Source organism: Micromonospora sp. NPDC092111 (genome assembly GCF_044755745.1).
GTDB lineage: Bacteria > Actinomycetota > Actinomycetes > Mycobacteriales > Micromonosporaceae > Micromonospora.
The window spans coordinates 235,282-249,064 of sequence record NZ_JBIVRQ010000007.1 but is presented as its reverse complement, the minus strand read 5'-3'; the positions used below and the strand labels follow the sequence as shown (position 1 = coordinate 249,064).

14 protein-coding genes are annotated in these 13,783 nt (G+C 73.7%); 7 read left to right on the top strand and 7 right to left on the bottom strand.

What is annotated here, in order from left to right:
• Positions 1 to 16: 16 nt before the first annotated feature.
• Positions 17 to 496, top strand: a complete 480-nt coding sequence (locus tag ACIQG9_RS17020; protein WP_400403010.1) for a cytidine deaminase family protein — start codon at positions 17 to 19, stop codon at positions 494 to 496.
• Positions 497 to 502: 6 nt separating this feature from the next.
• Here the strand turns inward: ACIQG9_RS17020 and ACIQG9_RS17015 are convergent, their stop codons facing one another.
• Positions 503 to 862 carry a YciI family protein gene (locus ACIQG9_RS17015; RefSeq protein WP_400403008.1) on the bottom strand — a complete coding sequence of 120 codons (360 nt, stop codon included), beginning with the start codon at positions 860 to 862 and terminating at the stop codon, positions 503 to 505.
• A 139-nt stretch (positions 863 to 1,001) separates the two neighbouring features.
• Here ACIQG9_RS17015 and ACIQG9_RS17010 point away from each other — a divergent pair, with 139 nt between their 5' ends.
• The 4 genes from ACIQG9_RS17010 to ACIQG9_RS16995 are packed head-to-tail and all read left to right on the top strand — an operon-like array spanning position 1,002 to position 5,041.
• A complete protein-coding gene (locus ACIQG9_RS17010; protein ID WP_400403006.1) occupies positions 1,002 to 2,045 on the top strand; it encodes a FecCD family ABC transporter permease in 1,044 nt (347 codons plus the stop codon).
• Positions 2,042 to 3,088 carry a FecCD family ABC transporter permease gene (locus ACIQG9_RS17005; protein WP_400403003.1) on the top strand — a complete coding sequence of 349 codons (1,047 nt, stop codon included), beginning with the start codon at positions 2,042 to 2,044 and terminating at the stop codon, positions 3,086 to 3,088. The genes ACIQG9_RS17010 and ACIQG9_RS17005 overlap by 4 nt, the downstream gene beginning before the upstream one ends.
• A 25-nt stretch (positions 3,089 to 3,113) precedes the next feature.
• Entirely contained in the window at positions 3,114 to 4,097 is a 984-nt protein-coding gene (locus ACIQG9_RS17000; RefSeq protein ID WP_400403001.1) for an ABC transporter ATP-binding protein, read from the top strand.
• Entirely contained in the window at positions 4,097 to 5,041 is a 945-nt protein-coding gene (locus ACIQG9_RS16995) for an ABC transporter substrate-binding protein (protein WP_400402998.1), read from the top strand. Before ACIQG9_RS17000 ends, ACIQG9_RS16995 begins: the two co-directional genes overlap by 1 nt.
• 715 nt (positions 5,042 to 5,756) lie before the next feature.
• On the opposite strand, the gene ACIQG9_RS16990 is transcribed toward ACIQG9_RS16995, so the two are convergent.
• From ACIQG9_RS16990 to trmB, 4 genes are all read right to left on the bottom strand, one after another.
• On the bottom strand, positions 5,757 to 6,731 hold the full coding sequence (locus ACIQG9_RS16990) for a hypothetical protein (RefSeq protein WP_400402995.1): 975 nt from the start codon (positions 6,729 to 6,731) through the stop codon (positions 5,757 to 5,759).
• Between the two features lie 353 nt (positions 6,732 to 7,084).
• Positions 7,085 to 7,729: a hypothetical protein gene (locus ACIQG9_RS16985; protein ID WP_400402992.1), complete on the bottom strand. Its 645-nt coding sequence runs from the start codon at positions 7,727 to 7,729 to the stop codon at positions 7,085 to 7,087.
• Between the two features lie 121 nt (positions 7,730 to 7,850).
• Positions 7,851 to 10,364 carry a DEAD/DEAH box helicase gene (locus ACIQG9_RS16980; protein ID WP_400402989.1) on the bottom strand — a complete coding sequence of 838 codons (2,514 nt, stop codon included), beginning with the start codon at positions 10,362 to 10,364 and terminating at the stop codon, positions 7,851 to 7,853.
• Positions 10,365 to 10,501: 137 nt separating this feature from the next.
• Positions 10,502 to 11,227: a tRNA (guanosine(46)-N7)-methyltransferase TrmB gene (gene trmB, locus ACIQG9_RS16975; protein ID WP_400402986.1), complete on the bottom strand. Its 726-nt coding sequence runs from the start codon at positions 11,225 to 11,227 to the stop codon at positions 10,502 to 10,504.
• A 129-nt stretch (positions 11,228 to 11,356) separates the two neighbouring features.
• On the opposite strand from trmB, the gene ACIQG9_RS16970 reads away from it, so the two are divergent.
• Positions 11,357 to 11,977, top strand: coding sequence for a hypothetical protein (locus ACIQG9_RS16970; protein ID WP_400402984.1), 621 nt, complete (start codon positions 11,357 to 11,359; stop codon positions 11,975 to 11,977).
• A gap of 2 nt (positions 11,978 to 11,979) precedes the next feature.
• Entirely contained in the window at positions 11,980 to 12,654 is a 675-nt protein-coding gene (locus ACIQG9_RS16965) for a class F sortase (RefSeq protein WP_400402982.1), read from the top strand.
• Between the two features lie 183 nt (positions 12,655 to 12,837).
• Here ACIQG9_RS16965 and ACIQG9_RS16960 read toward each other — a convergent pair whose 3' ends face one another.
• Together ACIQG9_RS16960 and ACIQG9_RS16955 are read right to left on the bottom strand one after the other, a co-directional pair.
• On the bottom strand, positions 12,838 to 13,092 hold the full coding sequence (locus ACIQG9_RS16960) for a flavin reductase (protein WP_400402979.1): 255 nt from the start codon (positions 13,090 to 13,092) through the stop codon (positions 12,838 to 12,840).
• The gene (locus tag ACIQG9_RS16955; protein ID WP_400402977.1) at positions 13,089 to 13,370 is read right to left on the bottom strand and encodes a hypothetical protein; all 282 of its coding nucleotides are present in this window, start codon (positions 13,368 to 13,370) and stop codon (positions 13,089 to 13,091) included. The genes ACIQG9_RS16960 and ACIQG9_RS16955 overlap by 4 nt, the downstream gene beginning before the upstream one ends.
• Positions 13,371 to 13,783: the final 413 nt, after the last annotated feature.

The window sequence follows — 13,783 nt, the reverse complement described above, 5'->3', positions numbered from 1 at the left end:
CACGGGGGCTGCCGGGATGACCACGACGATGCTGGACACCGACCGCGCGCTGGTGCAGGCCGCCACGGCGGTCGCCAAGCTGCGCTGCCGCAGTGACAACCACACCGTCGCGGCGGCGGCCCGGACCGCCGACGGGCGGGTCTTCACCGGCGTGAACGTCTACCACTTCACCGGCGGCCCGTGCGCCGAGGTGGTGGCCCTCGGCGCCGCCGTCACCCAGGGCGCGGGAGAGCTGGAGACCATCGTCGCGGTGGGCGACCGGGGGCGCGGCGTGCTCCCGCCCTGCGGCCGGTGCCGGCAGGTGCTGCTCGACTACCACCCGGCCATCCAGGTCATCGTGGGTCCGCCGGACGCGCTGCGGAAGGTGCCGGTGACGGACCTGCTGCCCGACACGTACGTCTGGGGCGACCAGCAGCTCGACGCCTCGGCGATGGTCCGGACCGGGCAGTGGCCGCTGCCGACGGTGCCGGGGAGCCGGCCGGCCTCGGAGGACTGAACCGGCTCAGTCGCCGGCCGCCGCCTCCAGCATCGACCGCGGCACCGGGACGCTCTCGAACCGGACGTTGCCCTCCGGCACCAACCAGCTCGCCACCCGCACCACCAGCCGGCCGGCGCGTACCGCCGGGTCGTTGGCGTACAGCTCGCGGGCCATCTCCGGGTCGACGGAGAGCACCGCGAAGCCGCGCAGCCGCTCGTCGTCGGGGTCGAGGAAGGGGCCGGCGGCGAGCACGTGGCCCTGCTCCACCAGGCCGGCCTGATGGGCCAGGTGCGCGTCCTGGAGGAGGTCGGCGGCGTCCCGGGGCAGCTCCGGGGCGTCCGCCGGGCGGACCAGGAGCAGCACGGTGTGCTGGTCGAATCGCATTTTCCCAGCCTAGGGGCAGTTCCGGTCGCCGGTCTCCGCTCCGCCGGCCGGTGCGCCGACCGATCGACAGTCCTCGGTTAGGTTAGCCTAAGTTCCTCGGTTAAGGTAAGGCGAACCTTATTCCAGTACCGGGAGCATCGTGACCACCGTCGCCGCACGTCCGGCCGCTGTCCCACAGGCCGGCGGGCAGCGGGGCCGCCGTACCGCGGTCGCCGCCGGTGCCCTGGTCGCGCTGACCCTCGCCGTGCTGGCCAGCCTCGCCCTCGGCAGCCGTCCGCTCGGCGTCGGCCAGGTCTGGCACGCGCTGGTCGCCCCCGACGGCGGGGTGGCCAGCACCATCGTCCGCGAGCTGCGCGTCCCCCGGACCGCCCTCGGCCTGGTCGTCGGGGTGGCCCTCGCCGTCGCCGGGGTGCTGTTCCAGGCGCTCACCCGCAACCCGCTCGCCGAACCCCGGATCCTCGGCGTCAGCGCCGGCGCCTCGTTCGGCGTGGTGCTCGCCATCTCCGTCTTCGGCGTCGGCAGTCTCACCGGCTACGTCTGGTTCGGCGTGGCCGGCGCGTTCGCCGCCGGCCTGCTGGTGCTGGCCGTCGCCGCCCGCAGCCGCGACGGCGGGAGCCCGGTCACCCTCGCGCTGATCGGCGCGGCCCTCGACGCCAGCCTCGCCTCCGCCGTGTACGCCCTGCTCAGCATCGACGCCCGCACCTTCGAGGAGTACCGGTTCTGGGTGGTCGGCGGGCTGACCGGCCGGGACGTCGGCGTCGCCGGGCAGGTGCTCCCCTTCGTCCTCGCCGGCCTGCTGCTCGCCGTCCTGGTCGCCCGGGGGCTCGACGCGCTCGCCCTCGGCGACGACGTGGCCCGCGGCCTCGGCCACCGGATCGGCCTGGTCCGGCTCGCCGGTGGCGGCGCCGCCGTGCTGCTCACCGGCGCCGCGGTGGCCGCCGCCGGGCCGATCGCCTTCGTCGGGCTGGCCGTGCCGCACCTGGCCCGCGCCCTGGTCGGCGCCGACCACCGCTGGACCCTGGCGGTGTCCGCGCTGCTCGGCCCGGCCCTGCTGCTCGGGGCGGACGTGGTGGGCCGGCTGGTCGCCCCGCCCGGAGAGGTGCCCGCCGGCATCGTCACCGCGCTGATCGGCGCGCCGCTGCTGGCGTACCTGGTGCGCCGGGCCACGGTGGTGACCGCGTGACCCCGCTCACCGCCGGACTGCCCGGCCGGTCGCTGCTGCGGCTCGGCCCGGTCAGCCTCCAGGTCCGCCGCCGGGCGGTGCTGGTCGCCGCCGCGCTGACCGTGCTGCTCGCCGCCGCCGTGGTGCTGAGCCTCTGTCTGGGCACCCCGTACGTCGCCCCGGCCGACGTGCTCCGCTCGCTGGCCGGCGCCGGCACCCCGTACGACCTGGTGGTGCGCGACCTGCGGCTGCCCCGGACGGTGCTGGCCGTGGTGGCCGGGGCGGCCTTCGGGATCGCCGGGACGCTCATCCAGAGCGTGGCCCGCAACCCGCTCGCCAGCCCGGACGTCATCGGTATCACCCAGGGTGCCGGCCTGGCCGCCACCGTCGCCATCACCACCGGAGCCGCCGCCGTGCTGGTCGCCCCGGCCGCCCTGGTCGGCGGGGTGGGGGCGGCGCTGCTGCTGCTCGTCCTCGGCGCCCGGCACGGCCTGGCCGCGCAGCGGTTCGTGCTGGCCGGCGTCGCCGTGGCGTTCGCCCTGCGGGCGTTGACCGAGGTGGTCATGCTCTCCGCCGACCCGATCGACGGGCTGCGGGCCCAGATCTGGCTGGTCGGCACCCTCGCCGGCAGGGGCTGGGCCGAGACCGGCTGGATCGCGCTGACCCTCGCCGTCCTGCTGCCGGTGCTGGCCTGGGCCGGCTGGGCGCTCAACGGCAGCGCGCTCGACGACGACACCGCCCGGGGCGTCGGGCTGCGCCCGGTGGCCCGCCGGATCGGCCTGGCCGTCACCGGCGTCGCGGTCGCCGCCTCGGTCACCGCCCAGGTCGGCGCGGTGGACTTCGTCGCGCTGGTCGCCCCGCAGGTGGCCCGCCGGCTGGTCCGCGCCGAACGGCCCCCGCTGCTCTGCGCCGCGCTGGTCGGCGCGCTGCTGCTGGTGCTGGCCGACCTGGCCGGGCGGCGGCTGTTCGCCCCGACCCAACTGCCGGCCGGCGTGCTCACCGCCGCGATCGGCGGGCCGTACCTGATGTTCCTGCTGGTCCGACGCCGTCGGCGGTCCGCGTGAACCCCACCCCTGGCAAGGAGGCGTGATGCTGTCCACCCGCGACCTGGTCGCCGGCTACGACGAGCGGACCGTCCTGGACGGGCTCGACCTGGCGCTGCCAGCCGACGCGTTCACCGTGATCGTCGGGCCGAACGCCTGCGGCAAGTCCACCCTGCTGCGCACCATGGCCCGGCTGCTCACCCCGCGCCGGGGCACGGTGCTGCTCGACGGCACCGCCATCCGTGACCTGCCCACCCGGGAGGTGGCCCGCCGCCTCGGTGTGCTCCCGCAGAGCCCGCTGGTGCCCGAGGGCGTCACCGTCGCCGACCTGGTCGGGCGGGGACGGCAGCCGTACCAGCGGTGGTGGCGGCAGTGGTCCGAGCAGGACGCCGAGGCGGTCGACCGGGCGATGGTCCTCGCCGACGTCGCCGGCCTGGCCGACCGGCCGGTGGACACCCTCTCCGGCGGCCAGCGGCAGCGGGTCTGGATCGCCATGACCCTCGCCCAGGACACCGAGGCGCTGCTGCTGGACGAGCCGACCACCTTCCTCGACCTGGCCCACCAGGTCGAGGTGCTGGACCTGCTGCGTCGGCTGCGGGTGGAGCGGGGCCGCACCGTGGTGGCGGTGCTGCACGACCTCAACCAGGCCGCCCGGTACGCCGATCACCTGGTCGCGATGAAGGCCGGCGCGGTGGTGGCCGCCGGCCCGCCCCGGGAGATCCTCGACGCGGCGCTGGTGCGGGAGGTGTTCGGGCTCGACTGTGTGGTCGTGCCCTGCCCGGTGACCGGGGCGCCGCTGGTGGTGCCCGCGCTGACCGGCCCCGCGCTGCCGCCATCCAGGTCCCCCGGCGACCAGACCTCGACCGTTGCCACGGACCCGACTGTTGCCGCGGCCTCGACCGTTTCCGTGGACTCGACCGTTTCCGTGGACTCGACCGTTTCCGTGGACCCGACCGTTCCGGCGGTCCGCTCTCACTCCGGCGACGCGGCTGGCCCGCGCGTCGGCTCGTACCCCTCGAAAGGACACTGATGCGCCGTCTCGCCGCCGCCCTCACCGCGGCCCTGGCCCTCGGCTTCGGACTCACCGCCTGCGGTGAGAGCGACCCGGTCGCCGACACCGCCACCGGAGAGACCCGGGAGATCACCCACGCCATGGGTACCACCAAGGTGCCGGCGGACCCCAAGCGGGTCGTGGTGCTCGACACCGACAAGATCGACACAGCGCTCTCGCTCGGTGTCACACCGGTCGGCGCCGCCACCGCCGGCGAGGCGAAGAGCTGGCCGACCTACTTCGGCGCGGAGAAACTGGCCGGCATCAAGGAGGTCGGTGTGCTCACCGAGCCCGACCTCGAGGCGATCACCGCGCTCAAGCCGGACCTGATCCTCGGCAGCAAGTTCCGCCAGGAGAAGTTCTACGACGAGCTGAGCGCCATCGCCCCGACCGTCTTCACCGCCAAGGTCGGCATCAACTGGAAGGAGAACCTGCTCCTCGACGGCCAGGCCCTCGGCAAGGAGCAGCAGGCCAAGGACCTGCTGGCGAGCTACGAGAAGCGAGCGAAGGACGTCGGCGCGAAGCTGGGTGACGCCGCCTCGCGGAAGGTCTCCATCGTCCGCTTCATCCCGGGCAACATCCGGGTGTACGGCCCGGACTCCTTCTCCGGCATCGTGGTCGGTGACACCGGGCTGGGCCGTCCCGAACGGCAGCGGCTCGACGGCAAGGAGGACAAGCGCTTCGACCTGGTCAGCGCCGAGCGGGTCAACGAGGTCGACGGCGACGTCATCTTCGTGACCGCGTACGGCGAGAAGGCCGCCGCCGAGCAGGCCAAGGTGACCACCGGCAGCCTCTGGCAGGGTCTGGCCGCGGTCAAGGCGGGCAGGGCGCACGTCGTCTCCGACGAGACCTGGATGACCGGCATCGGTGTCGGCGCCGCCAACAAGATCCTCGACGACCTAACGAAGTACCTGACCGCCTGAGCCTGGCTTGACCTGGCCTGGCCTCGGCCTGGCCCGGCCAGGCGTCCGTGCTTTGTCGTGTGGTGGCGAGCGTCTGGGCCTGCTGGTCCGTGCCGAGTCTCCGTGTTTGTCGTGTGGTGACGAGGGTCCGGGCCTGCTGGTCCCGTGCCGAGTCTCCGTGTTTGCCGTGCAGTGGCGAGGGTCTGGGCCTGCTGGTCTCTGCCGAGGGTCCGTGTGTTTGCCGTGCGGTGACCAGCGCCCGGGGACGCCGCGCCGCTGCCTGCCCCGCTTGTGCTCTCGCGCCTGTTGCTCTCGCGCTTGTGCCCGGTACCGGCGTCGTGGAGTTAGCCAAGATCACGCTCGATCCATGAAGTAGTGGCCTCCTGTCTCAGGGAGGCCACTACTTCCATGTTCGAGCGTGATCTTCCGCTAGTTCCGCAGGTGAGTGTGCAAGCAAGCGAGCCGAGGAGCCGAGGAGCCGAGGAGCCGACGAGCCGAGGAGCCGACGAGCCGAGGAGCCGACGAGCCGACGAGCCGGGAGCCGGGACCCGGGAGCCGGAGAGCCGGAGAGCCGGGGATTCGGGGAACTGGGTTGGGCGACGGAGAGCGGGCTGGGGCTGGGGAGCGGGCTGGGCAAGGTGGGCCGGCCTGGGCAAGGTGGGCCGGGCTGGGCAAGGGTGGGATCATCGGCCGGTAGGTGTCGACGGTCGTGATGCTGCCGGGGCCGGGGTGCCCGTCACGCGCGGTCGCGGTGGCCGCGCAGGCGCAGCGCGGCGCGAACCTCGGCGAGGAAGCCGGCGAAGTCCTCGCGGAGGCGCCGGGCGGTCACGTGCAGCACGATCCACTCTCCGCCGAGCAGCCGGTTCAGCCGGCGTCGGTCCCGGTGGAACTGCTCCGGGTCGCCGTGCCACAGCCCGTCGTACTCGACGGCGACCTTGAACTGTGGCCACGCGAGATCCAGCCGGGCGACGAACCGGCCGCCGGCCGTGACGACCCACTGGGTCTCCGGTCGGGGCAGCCCGGCCAGCACCAGCCGGACCCGGGTCCGGGACTCCGGCGGCGACTCGGCTCCCGGATCCGCCAGGTCGACCGCGCGGAGCAGGGACCGCCACCCTCGTTGTCCGGCGCGGGCGAGGGCGTACTCCCGGAGCGCGGCCACGTCGGTGAGGCGGCGGGCCAGCAGCGCGTCGATGACGACGACCGCTTCGACCACGTCCAGCCAGCGGGCCAGGTCCCAGCAGGTACGCGCCGGCGAGGTCACCAGCATTCCGGCCCGGTCGACGATGTCCTCGGCGGCGAGGTCGGCGTGGTGCACCCCCAGCCCCGCTGCCGGTCCGCGTCGTCGCCCGACCACTGTCGGGTCCCCGGTCAGGCCCGGAGGAGGACGTCGATCTTGGCGACACACACCTGCTGCTGGTCGGGGTACGAGCACGTCGACCGGATCGTCGGGTGGCACACTTCCGACGCCGAACAGGGCTGCGGCGGAGCGGCCGGCGATGGCGGCACCGGGTGGCAGCAGCCACCGGGCCACCGCCGTACACCGATGGCGGTGGGTGACCTGGAGTCGGGCGTCGGCGTAGACGTCCCGGAACAGCGGTCGCCAGGCGGTGCTGCGCAGGTCGTTACGGGTGAGCAGCCCTCGGGAGACGGCCACCGATCCACGGAAGATGCGCCCCCGCAGTTGCGGCGGGCGACGGGGAGCCTTCGGCATGCCCTCCACCCTGCCAACGTGCCGTGCCCCGTGCTGTCCCCTGTGGATAACCCGGTTTCCATGAACATCGCTGCCGATACGAGCAAGATCGTGCTGCGACATGGATGTAGTGGCCTCCCGGCCGCCGGGAGGCCACTACATCCTGGATCGAGCACGATCTTGCAGGCAGGCAGGCAGGCAGGCAGGCAGGCAGGCAGGGCGGGGCAGCAGGCGGGCAGGCGGTCAGGGGAGGCGGTAGCGGTCGGGAAGGCCGTGGCGGTCAGGGAGGCGGTGGCGGGCAGGGGTGCGGGCGGTGGCGCCAGACCTCCGCACCCCAACGCCGCCGCCGCGTGGTTGGGGCGTGGGTGGTGCTGTCAGGCGGCGGTGGACCAGATGGCGCGGAAGGCGGCGGCCTCGCCGGCCAGCCACTGCTCGACCTGCGCCGGCTTGACGTCGGTGGGCGTCCGGTGCGCGACGCCGCGGCGTACGTCGACCAGGACCGGCTCGGCGTGCGGGAGCACCGCGTCCATGTGCCGGGCCATCAGGTGCAGGGTGGCCAGCGCCGCCTCCTCGCTCGGCGGGGCCTCGTCGAAGTGCAGGCGTACCGCCTCGGCGTGGCCGTCGGCGTACCGGACGCCGAACTGGGGGTTGATCTTGACGGGCAGGTCGCCGAGCATGGCGAGGGCGTCGCGGGTCTGGGCCAGGTCGACGGCGGCCGGCTCGCCGAGGGACTCCAGCCAGGCCGTGGCGCCCGGCACGAGCGCCTGGTAGAGCGGACGCCAGCGCGGCTTGACCACGTCGGCCACGCCGGCCAGGTGGGTGCCGCCGGTGTGGAAGGCGATGTCGGCCTTGAGTGCCTTGACGAACTGGCCGTGCGGGTTGAAGCCGTGCCGGCTGGCGCGCTGCCGGCGCAGGCCGCCGACGAAGGTGGCCTTGGTGGGCCCGGTGCGGTCGACGTACCGGGTGAAACCGAGGAGGGTGGCGTACGGCGTGAGGGGGGTGGCGATGGGCGCGGTCACGAGCGTCCTCCCAGGTCAGGAACTCGATTAGTACACACATTCTAATCGATGGGGGTGACATCGCCCAGGGCAGAAAAGGGGCCGTCCGGACGCACCGGACGGCCCCTTCGAGAAATGCGACCTAGAGCTGCCCGACGTCCGTGATCCGGACCACCGCGGCCCCCTGCTCGTCGGAGGCGGCGAGGTCGACCTCGGCGCTGATCCCCCAGTCGTGGTCGTCCTCCGGGTCGTCCAGGATCTGCCGGACGGCCCACCTGTCCCGACCCTGCTCGATCATGAGCAGCGCCGGTCCGCGCGCGTCCGGCCCCACCCCGATCGAGTCGTACGACTCGAAGTACGGCTCCAGCGCCTCGGCCCACGCGTCGGCGTCCCAGCCGGCCGCCCCGTCCAGCTCGCCGAGGTCCCACCAGCGGCGCAGCGCGGCCAGCTCGACCCGGCGGAACAGCGCGTTGCGCACCAGCACCCGGAAGGCGCGGGCGTTACGGGTGACCGCCGGCACCCGCTCCTCCAGCGAGGCGTGGGCCTGGGCGGCGTCGGCGACGTCGGACGGGTTGCGCAGCCGCTCCCACTCGTCGATCAGGCTGGAGTCGACCTGCCGGACCAGCTCGCCCAGCCACTCGATGAGGTCGACCAGCTCCTCGGTCTTGGCGTCCTCGGGGACGGTCTGCCGCAGCGTCTTGTACGCGTCGGCGAGGTAGCGCAGCACCAGCCCCTCGGAGCGGGTGAGGGAGTAGAACTGCACGTACTCGGTGAAGGTCATCGCCCGCTCGTACATGTCCCGGACGACGGACTTGGGGGAGAGCTGGTGGTCGGCGACCCACGGGTGGCCCTGCCGGTACATCTCGTACGCGGCGTCCAGCAGCTCCGCGAGGGGCTTGGGCCAGGTCACCTCGTCGAGCAGTTCGATGCGGGCCTCGTACTCGATGCCCTCGGCCTTCATCGCGGCGACCGCCTCGCCGCGCGCCTTGAACTGCTGGGCGGAGAGCACCTGGCGGGGGTCGTCGAGGATCGACTCGATCACCGAGAGCACGTCCAGGGCGTACGACGGGGACTCGACGTCGAGCAGTTCGATGGCGGCCAGGGCCAGCGGCGACAGCGGCTGGTTGAGCGCGAAGTCGAGCTGGAGGTCGACGGTGAGCCGGACCCGCCGGCCCTGCTCGTCGGGCTGGTCGAGCTGCTCGACCACCCCGCCGGCGCGCAACGCCCGGTAGATCGCGACGGCCCGCCGGATGTGCCGGCGCTGGGCGGCGGCGTCCTCGTGGTTGTCGGTGAGCAGGTGCCGCATCGAGGCGAACGCGTCGCCGGGTCGGCCGATCACGTTGAGCAGCATCGAGTGGCTGACCTGGAAGCTGGAGGTGAGCGGCTCCGGATCGGCCTCGACCAGGCGCTGGAAGGTCGGTTCGCCCCAGCCGATCGAGCCCTCCGGTGGTTTCTTCTTGACCACCTTGCGGCGCTTCTTCGGGTCGTCGCCGGCCTTGGCGAGGGCCTTCTCGTTGTCGATGACGTGCTCGGGGGCCTGCACCACGACCCGGCCCAGGGTGTCGAAGCCGGCCCGGCCGGCCCGGCCGGCGATCTGGTGGAACTCGCGGGCCTTGAGCAGTCGGGTACGCACCCCGTCGTACTTGCTCAGGCCGGTGAACAGCACGGTGCGGATCGGCACGTTGATGCCCACGCCCAGGGTGTCGGTGCCGCAGATGACCTTGAGTAGCCCGGCCTGGGCCAGGGTCTCCACCAGCCGCCGGTACTTGGGCAGCATGCCGGCGTGGTGTACGCCGATGCCGTGCCGGACCAGCCGGGACAGCGTCCTGCCGAAGCCCGAGGTGAACCGGAAGTTGCCGATCGCGGCGGCGATCATGTCCTTCTCGGCCCGGGTGCAGACGTTCACGCTCATCAGCGCCTGGGCGCGTTCCAGCGCGGCGGCCTGGGTGAAGTGCACGACGTACACCGGGGCCTGCTTGGTCTGGAGCAGCTCCTCCAGGGTCTCGTGCAGCGGGGTCAGCGCGTACGTGAAGATCAGCGGGACCGGTCGTTCGGCCGAGCGGACGACGGCGGTGGCCCGCCCGGTGCGCCGGGTCAGGTCGTCGACGAACCGGGTGGTGTCGCCGAGGGTGGCCGACATCAGCACGAACTGCGCCTGCGGCAGTTCGATGATCGGCACCTGCCAGGCCCAGCCCCGGTCCGGCTCGGCGTAGAAGTGGAACTCGTCCATGACCACCTGGCCGACGTCGGCCTTCGCGCCCTCGCGCAGCGCCAGGTTGGCCAGGATCTCGGCGGTGCAGCAGATGATCGGGGCGTCGGCGTTGACGCTGGCGTCGCCGGTGAGCATGCCGACGTTCTCCGCGCCGAACACCTCGCAGAGCGCGAAGAACTTCTCCGACACCAGCGCCTTGATCGGCGCGGTGTAGAAGGTGGTGCGGTCGTCGGCCAGGGCGGCGAAGTGCGCGGCGATCGCCACCAGGCTCTTGCCCGAGCCGGTCGGCGTATTCATGATCACGTTGGCCCCGGAGACGATCTCGATGACCGCCTCCTCCTGGTGGGGGTAGAGGTCGAGGCCACGTTCCTTCGCCCAGCCGGCGAACGCGTCGAAGAGGGTGTCGGGGTCGGCGCGTCGAGGCAGCGCGGCAGTGAGCGTCATAGCGCCCCCCATCGTGCCCGCACCACCACCCCCCACGCCACCCGGGCCACCCCCACCCAGCCCGCCGGGCCCCGGCCCGGGAGGGTCGGGGGTGGCAATATCGCTGATCTGGCGGCATCGCCAGCGGGCGGATACCGCTACCTGGGCGATACCGAGCTGCGGTGGTGGATCAGGTCGAAGACGGGGCGGCCGGCGGTGAGGGCGCGGCGTTCGAACTTGGTCACCGGGCGGTGGGCGGGGCGGGGCGCGTAGCCGTCGTGCACGTCGTACAGCTCGGGGTCGGCGGTCAACGTCAGCCGCATCGACTCGGCGTACTCGGCCCAGTCGGTGGCGCAGTGCAGCGTCCCGCCGCCGGCCAGCCGGGAGCGCAGCAGCGCCACGTGCTCCGGCTGGATGATCCGGCGCTTGTGGTGCCGCGCCTTCGGCCACGGGTCCGGGAAGAAGACGTGCACGGCGTCCAGGGACCCCTCCGGCATGGCCCGGACCAGGTCCAGCGCGTCGCCCCGGGCGACCCGCACGTTGCGCAGGCCGTGCCGCTGCGCCAGGTCGAGCAGGTTGGCGATGCCGGGGGTGTGCACCTCGACGGCGAGGTAGTCCCGGCCCGGGTCGGCGGCGGCCATCGCGGCGGTGGCGTCACCCATGCCGGAGCCGATCTCCAGCACCACCGGGGCGTCCCGCCCGAAGAACCCGGCCGGGTCGACCGGCCCGTCGAGGCCGGCGATGTCGATACCGTACGCCGGCCAGAGCCGGTCCAGCGCGTCCGTCTGCCGGCCGCTCATCCGGCCACGGCGGGGGTGGAAGGTGCGGATCCGGGCGGCCGGCGGGGCCACCGGGACGGCGGGGTTCTGGTCGGTGGAGGTCACAGCGACCCGAGCGTACGCGACGGTTCCGCGGTATCGGATGTGATGTCCGCCCGGGGGTGAGACGATTCATCCCGTACGGCAGGTCAGCGCCTGTGTCGCTCCGGCGCTGCCCGAGCGCCGGGAGGGGGAATGGTGTCTGTCGTGCTGCACCGCGTCGCGTTGGCGGTCGCCTTCGGTGCCCTCGTTCCCACGCTGTCCGGCGTCGCCGCCGCGTCGGCCGCCCCGCCGCCGCTGACCGCTCCGGCACAGCCCCTGGCGGCCTCGCCGCCGTTGACCGCCCCGGCGCAGCCCGGTCCGGACCAGGGCGGAGGAGCGCAGCCGCCACCCCCCGGGGTGGTCTTCGTCGAGGTCACCCCGGGCACCGTCGCGCCCGGTTACCTGGTCGGCATCCGGGCCAGTTGCCAGGACAACGCGATCCCGGCGACTGTCGTCTCCGACGCCTTCGGCCGGGTCCAGGTGCAGCCGCAGCGTGGCCTGCTCACCGCCGCCCCGATGGTCAACGACCGCACCCGCCCCGGCAACTACCGGGTCAAGCTGGACTGCCCCGACGGCGCGACCGCCGCCACGATGCTCCAGGTGGTGAAGTCGGTGAAGCCCAGCCCCGGACCGCACACCGGGTTCGGTGGCGCCGCCGCCGGCGGCGGCGTCCCCGGTGGGCTGCTGGTCCCCGGTGGCCTGGCGCTGACCATCGCCGGGGCGGTGGTCGGCATCGCGGCGGCCCGCCGGCCCCGTGGTGCCGTCGGGCGCTGACCATGGCCCTGCCGCCCGCCCCGCCCGCCCGCCGACCCGACCGGGCGCGGCAGCGCGGCCCCTGGTCGACGCCGCTGGCCGTGGCGCTGGTGCTGCTCGGTGTCTTCGCCACCGGGGCCGGGCTGGGCCGTACGGTCGGGCCGCTGGACTGGGCCGCCGCGCCCCCGCCGCGCCCGGCGTCCGCCGAGGAGAACGGGCCGCGGAGCGGCCTGCCGGCCAGCCGCCCGGTGCGCCTCGCCGTTCCGGCGATCAAGGTGGCCGCCCCGGTCACCCCGGTCGGCCAGGCCCGGGACGGGTCGATCGACGTCCCGCCGCTGGACCGGCACGACGAGACCGGCTGGTACGACCGGGGCCCGACGCCCGGCGAGCCGGGCCGGGCGATCATCGTCGGGCACGTCGACTCGAAGGACGGTCCGTCGGTCTTCTACGACCTGCGCAAGCTCAAGCCGGGCGACGAGATCGAGGTGACCCGCGACGACCGGCGGGTGGTGGTGTTCCGGGTCGACTCGGTGGAGTACTTCGCCAAGTCGGCCCTGCCCGCCGACCGGGTCTACGGCGACGACGGCGCACCGGCGCTGCGGCTGATCACCTGCGGCGGCCAGTGGATCGGCGGGCGGACCGGCTACGCCGACAACGTCATCGCCTTCGCCTCGTTGGCCGGGACCCGGGAGCCCTGACCGCCGCGCCCCTCATCGGGCCGAGGGGCGGTGCGCCGCTCAGCCCCTGCCGGTGACCTGCTGGACGACCTCGAACTCCAGCAGCGTCGCGCCGGAGGCCACCGGCCAGGAGACCCGCCCCGGATCGCTGCGCTCGGGGGCGCGAGGCGCGCAACCCGGGGCGAGCCCGGGGGAGAGTAAGGCTCAGGTGCTGGGTGGGTGTGCCCAGGTTAGGAAGCGGTCGGTCACGTCGATCGGTCGGCTGCTGTCGAGCCGCGCGAGGTGGTCTTGCGCCTCCTCCTTCAGCGTCGCCAGTAGCGCCAACAGACCCGCCCGGGCGCCGGCGTACTTGTCGAGGAGGGCGAGTTTCGCCTCTCCGCACGGCCAGGGGTGGGCGTCGACCCGGCAGAGCCAGGTGGGCCGCAGCGGCGTGTGCCGGCCCGGCAGCGGGGCCGTCACGCGGGCACCCGCGTACGCGCCAGCGGCCGGCGCGGTACCTCCGTGCGCGGGGCCCGCTTCACGACATCCGCCCCCGCCGGCATGACGTACAGGCTCCGGCGGGCAACCGCGGCCCCGCCAGGGCCCAGCTCGTAAGCGTCGACCCAGAGCCACCCCTGATAGGTGTGCCAGTCGTGCAGCACCCGGATGACCCGCACGGTGATCGGCCTGATGAATTGCACGCTCGCGGCGCGGCCCAGGTGCAACACGTCCCCCGGCGTGATCGTCTGCTCGGTCACCACCGGCCCCCGTTCCGCCCGCCGGCCCAGCGCGACGCCGGGACGACGTTCGTCATCCGCCCCGGCCCCCGGTACGGCGGAATGAACGGCCCGATCGGACCGGGCACGATCGGCGGCGCGGGTGGTGGCGTCGGGTCGGTCTCGGGATTCCGGTCGGGCTTCGGGCGTGGCTGCGGCGTGTCGTCCGGCACAGTGCTCCCCTGACGTCGTGGCGTTTGGGAAGGGGGCGCCTCTCACCCCTCACAAGAGACGACCCCCGAGGACGACGCGACCGGGGCCCCTTCCTCCCGCCCGGCGGCGTCGTCCCGCCCAAAACCCTCCCAGCGAGTGACGGACGAATGAACCACCCGTGTGCGACCGTCGAGGGACGTCTAGGAAAGGTCTCTCGATGCCCCGAAACGAATCTCTGCGGG

Bases quoted from the DNA above. Each gene is read 5' to 3' on its own strand.
- ACIQG9_RS16995 (WP_400402998.1), top strand. From the start codon at position 4,097: ATGCGCCGTCTCGCCGCCGCCCTCACCGCGGCCCTGGCCCTCGGCTTC.
- ACIQG9_RS17015 (WP_400403008.1), bottom strand. From the start codon at position 862: ATGCGATTCGACCAGCACACCGTGCTGCTCCTGGTCCGCCCGGCGGAC.
- ACIQG9_RS16970 (WP_400402984.1), top strand. From the start codon at position 11,357: ATGGTGTCTGTCGTGCTGCACCGCGTCGCGTTGGCGGTCGCCTTCGGT.
- ACIQG9_RS16965 (WP_400402982.1), top strand. From the start codon at position 11,980: ATGGCCCTGCCGCCCGCCCCGCCCGCCCGCCGACCCGACCGGGCGCGG.
- ACIQG9_RS16980 (WP_400402989.1), bottom strand. From the start codon at position 10,364: ATGACGCTCACTGCCGCGCTGCCTCGACGCGCCGACCCCGACACCCTC.
- ACIQG9_RS17020 (WP_400403010.1), top strand. From the start codon at position 17: ATGACCACGACGATGCTGGACACCGACCGCGCGCTGGTGCAGGCCGCC.
- ACIQG9_RS16990 (WP_400402995.1), bottom strand. From the start codon at position 6,731: ATGCCGAAGGCTCCCCGTCGCCCGCCGCAACTGCGGGGGCGCATCTTC.
- ACIQG9_RS17000 (WP_400403001.1), top strand. From the start codon at position 3,114: ATGCTGTCCACCCGCGACCTGGTCGCCGGCTACGACGAGCGGACCGTC.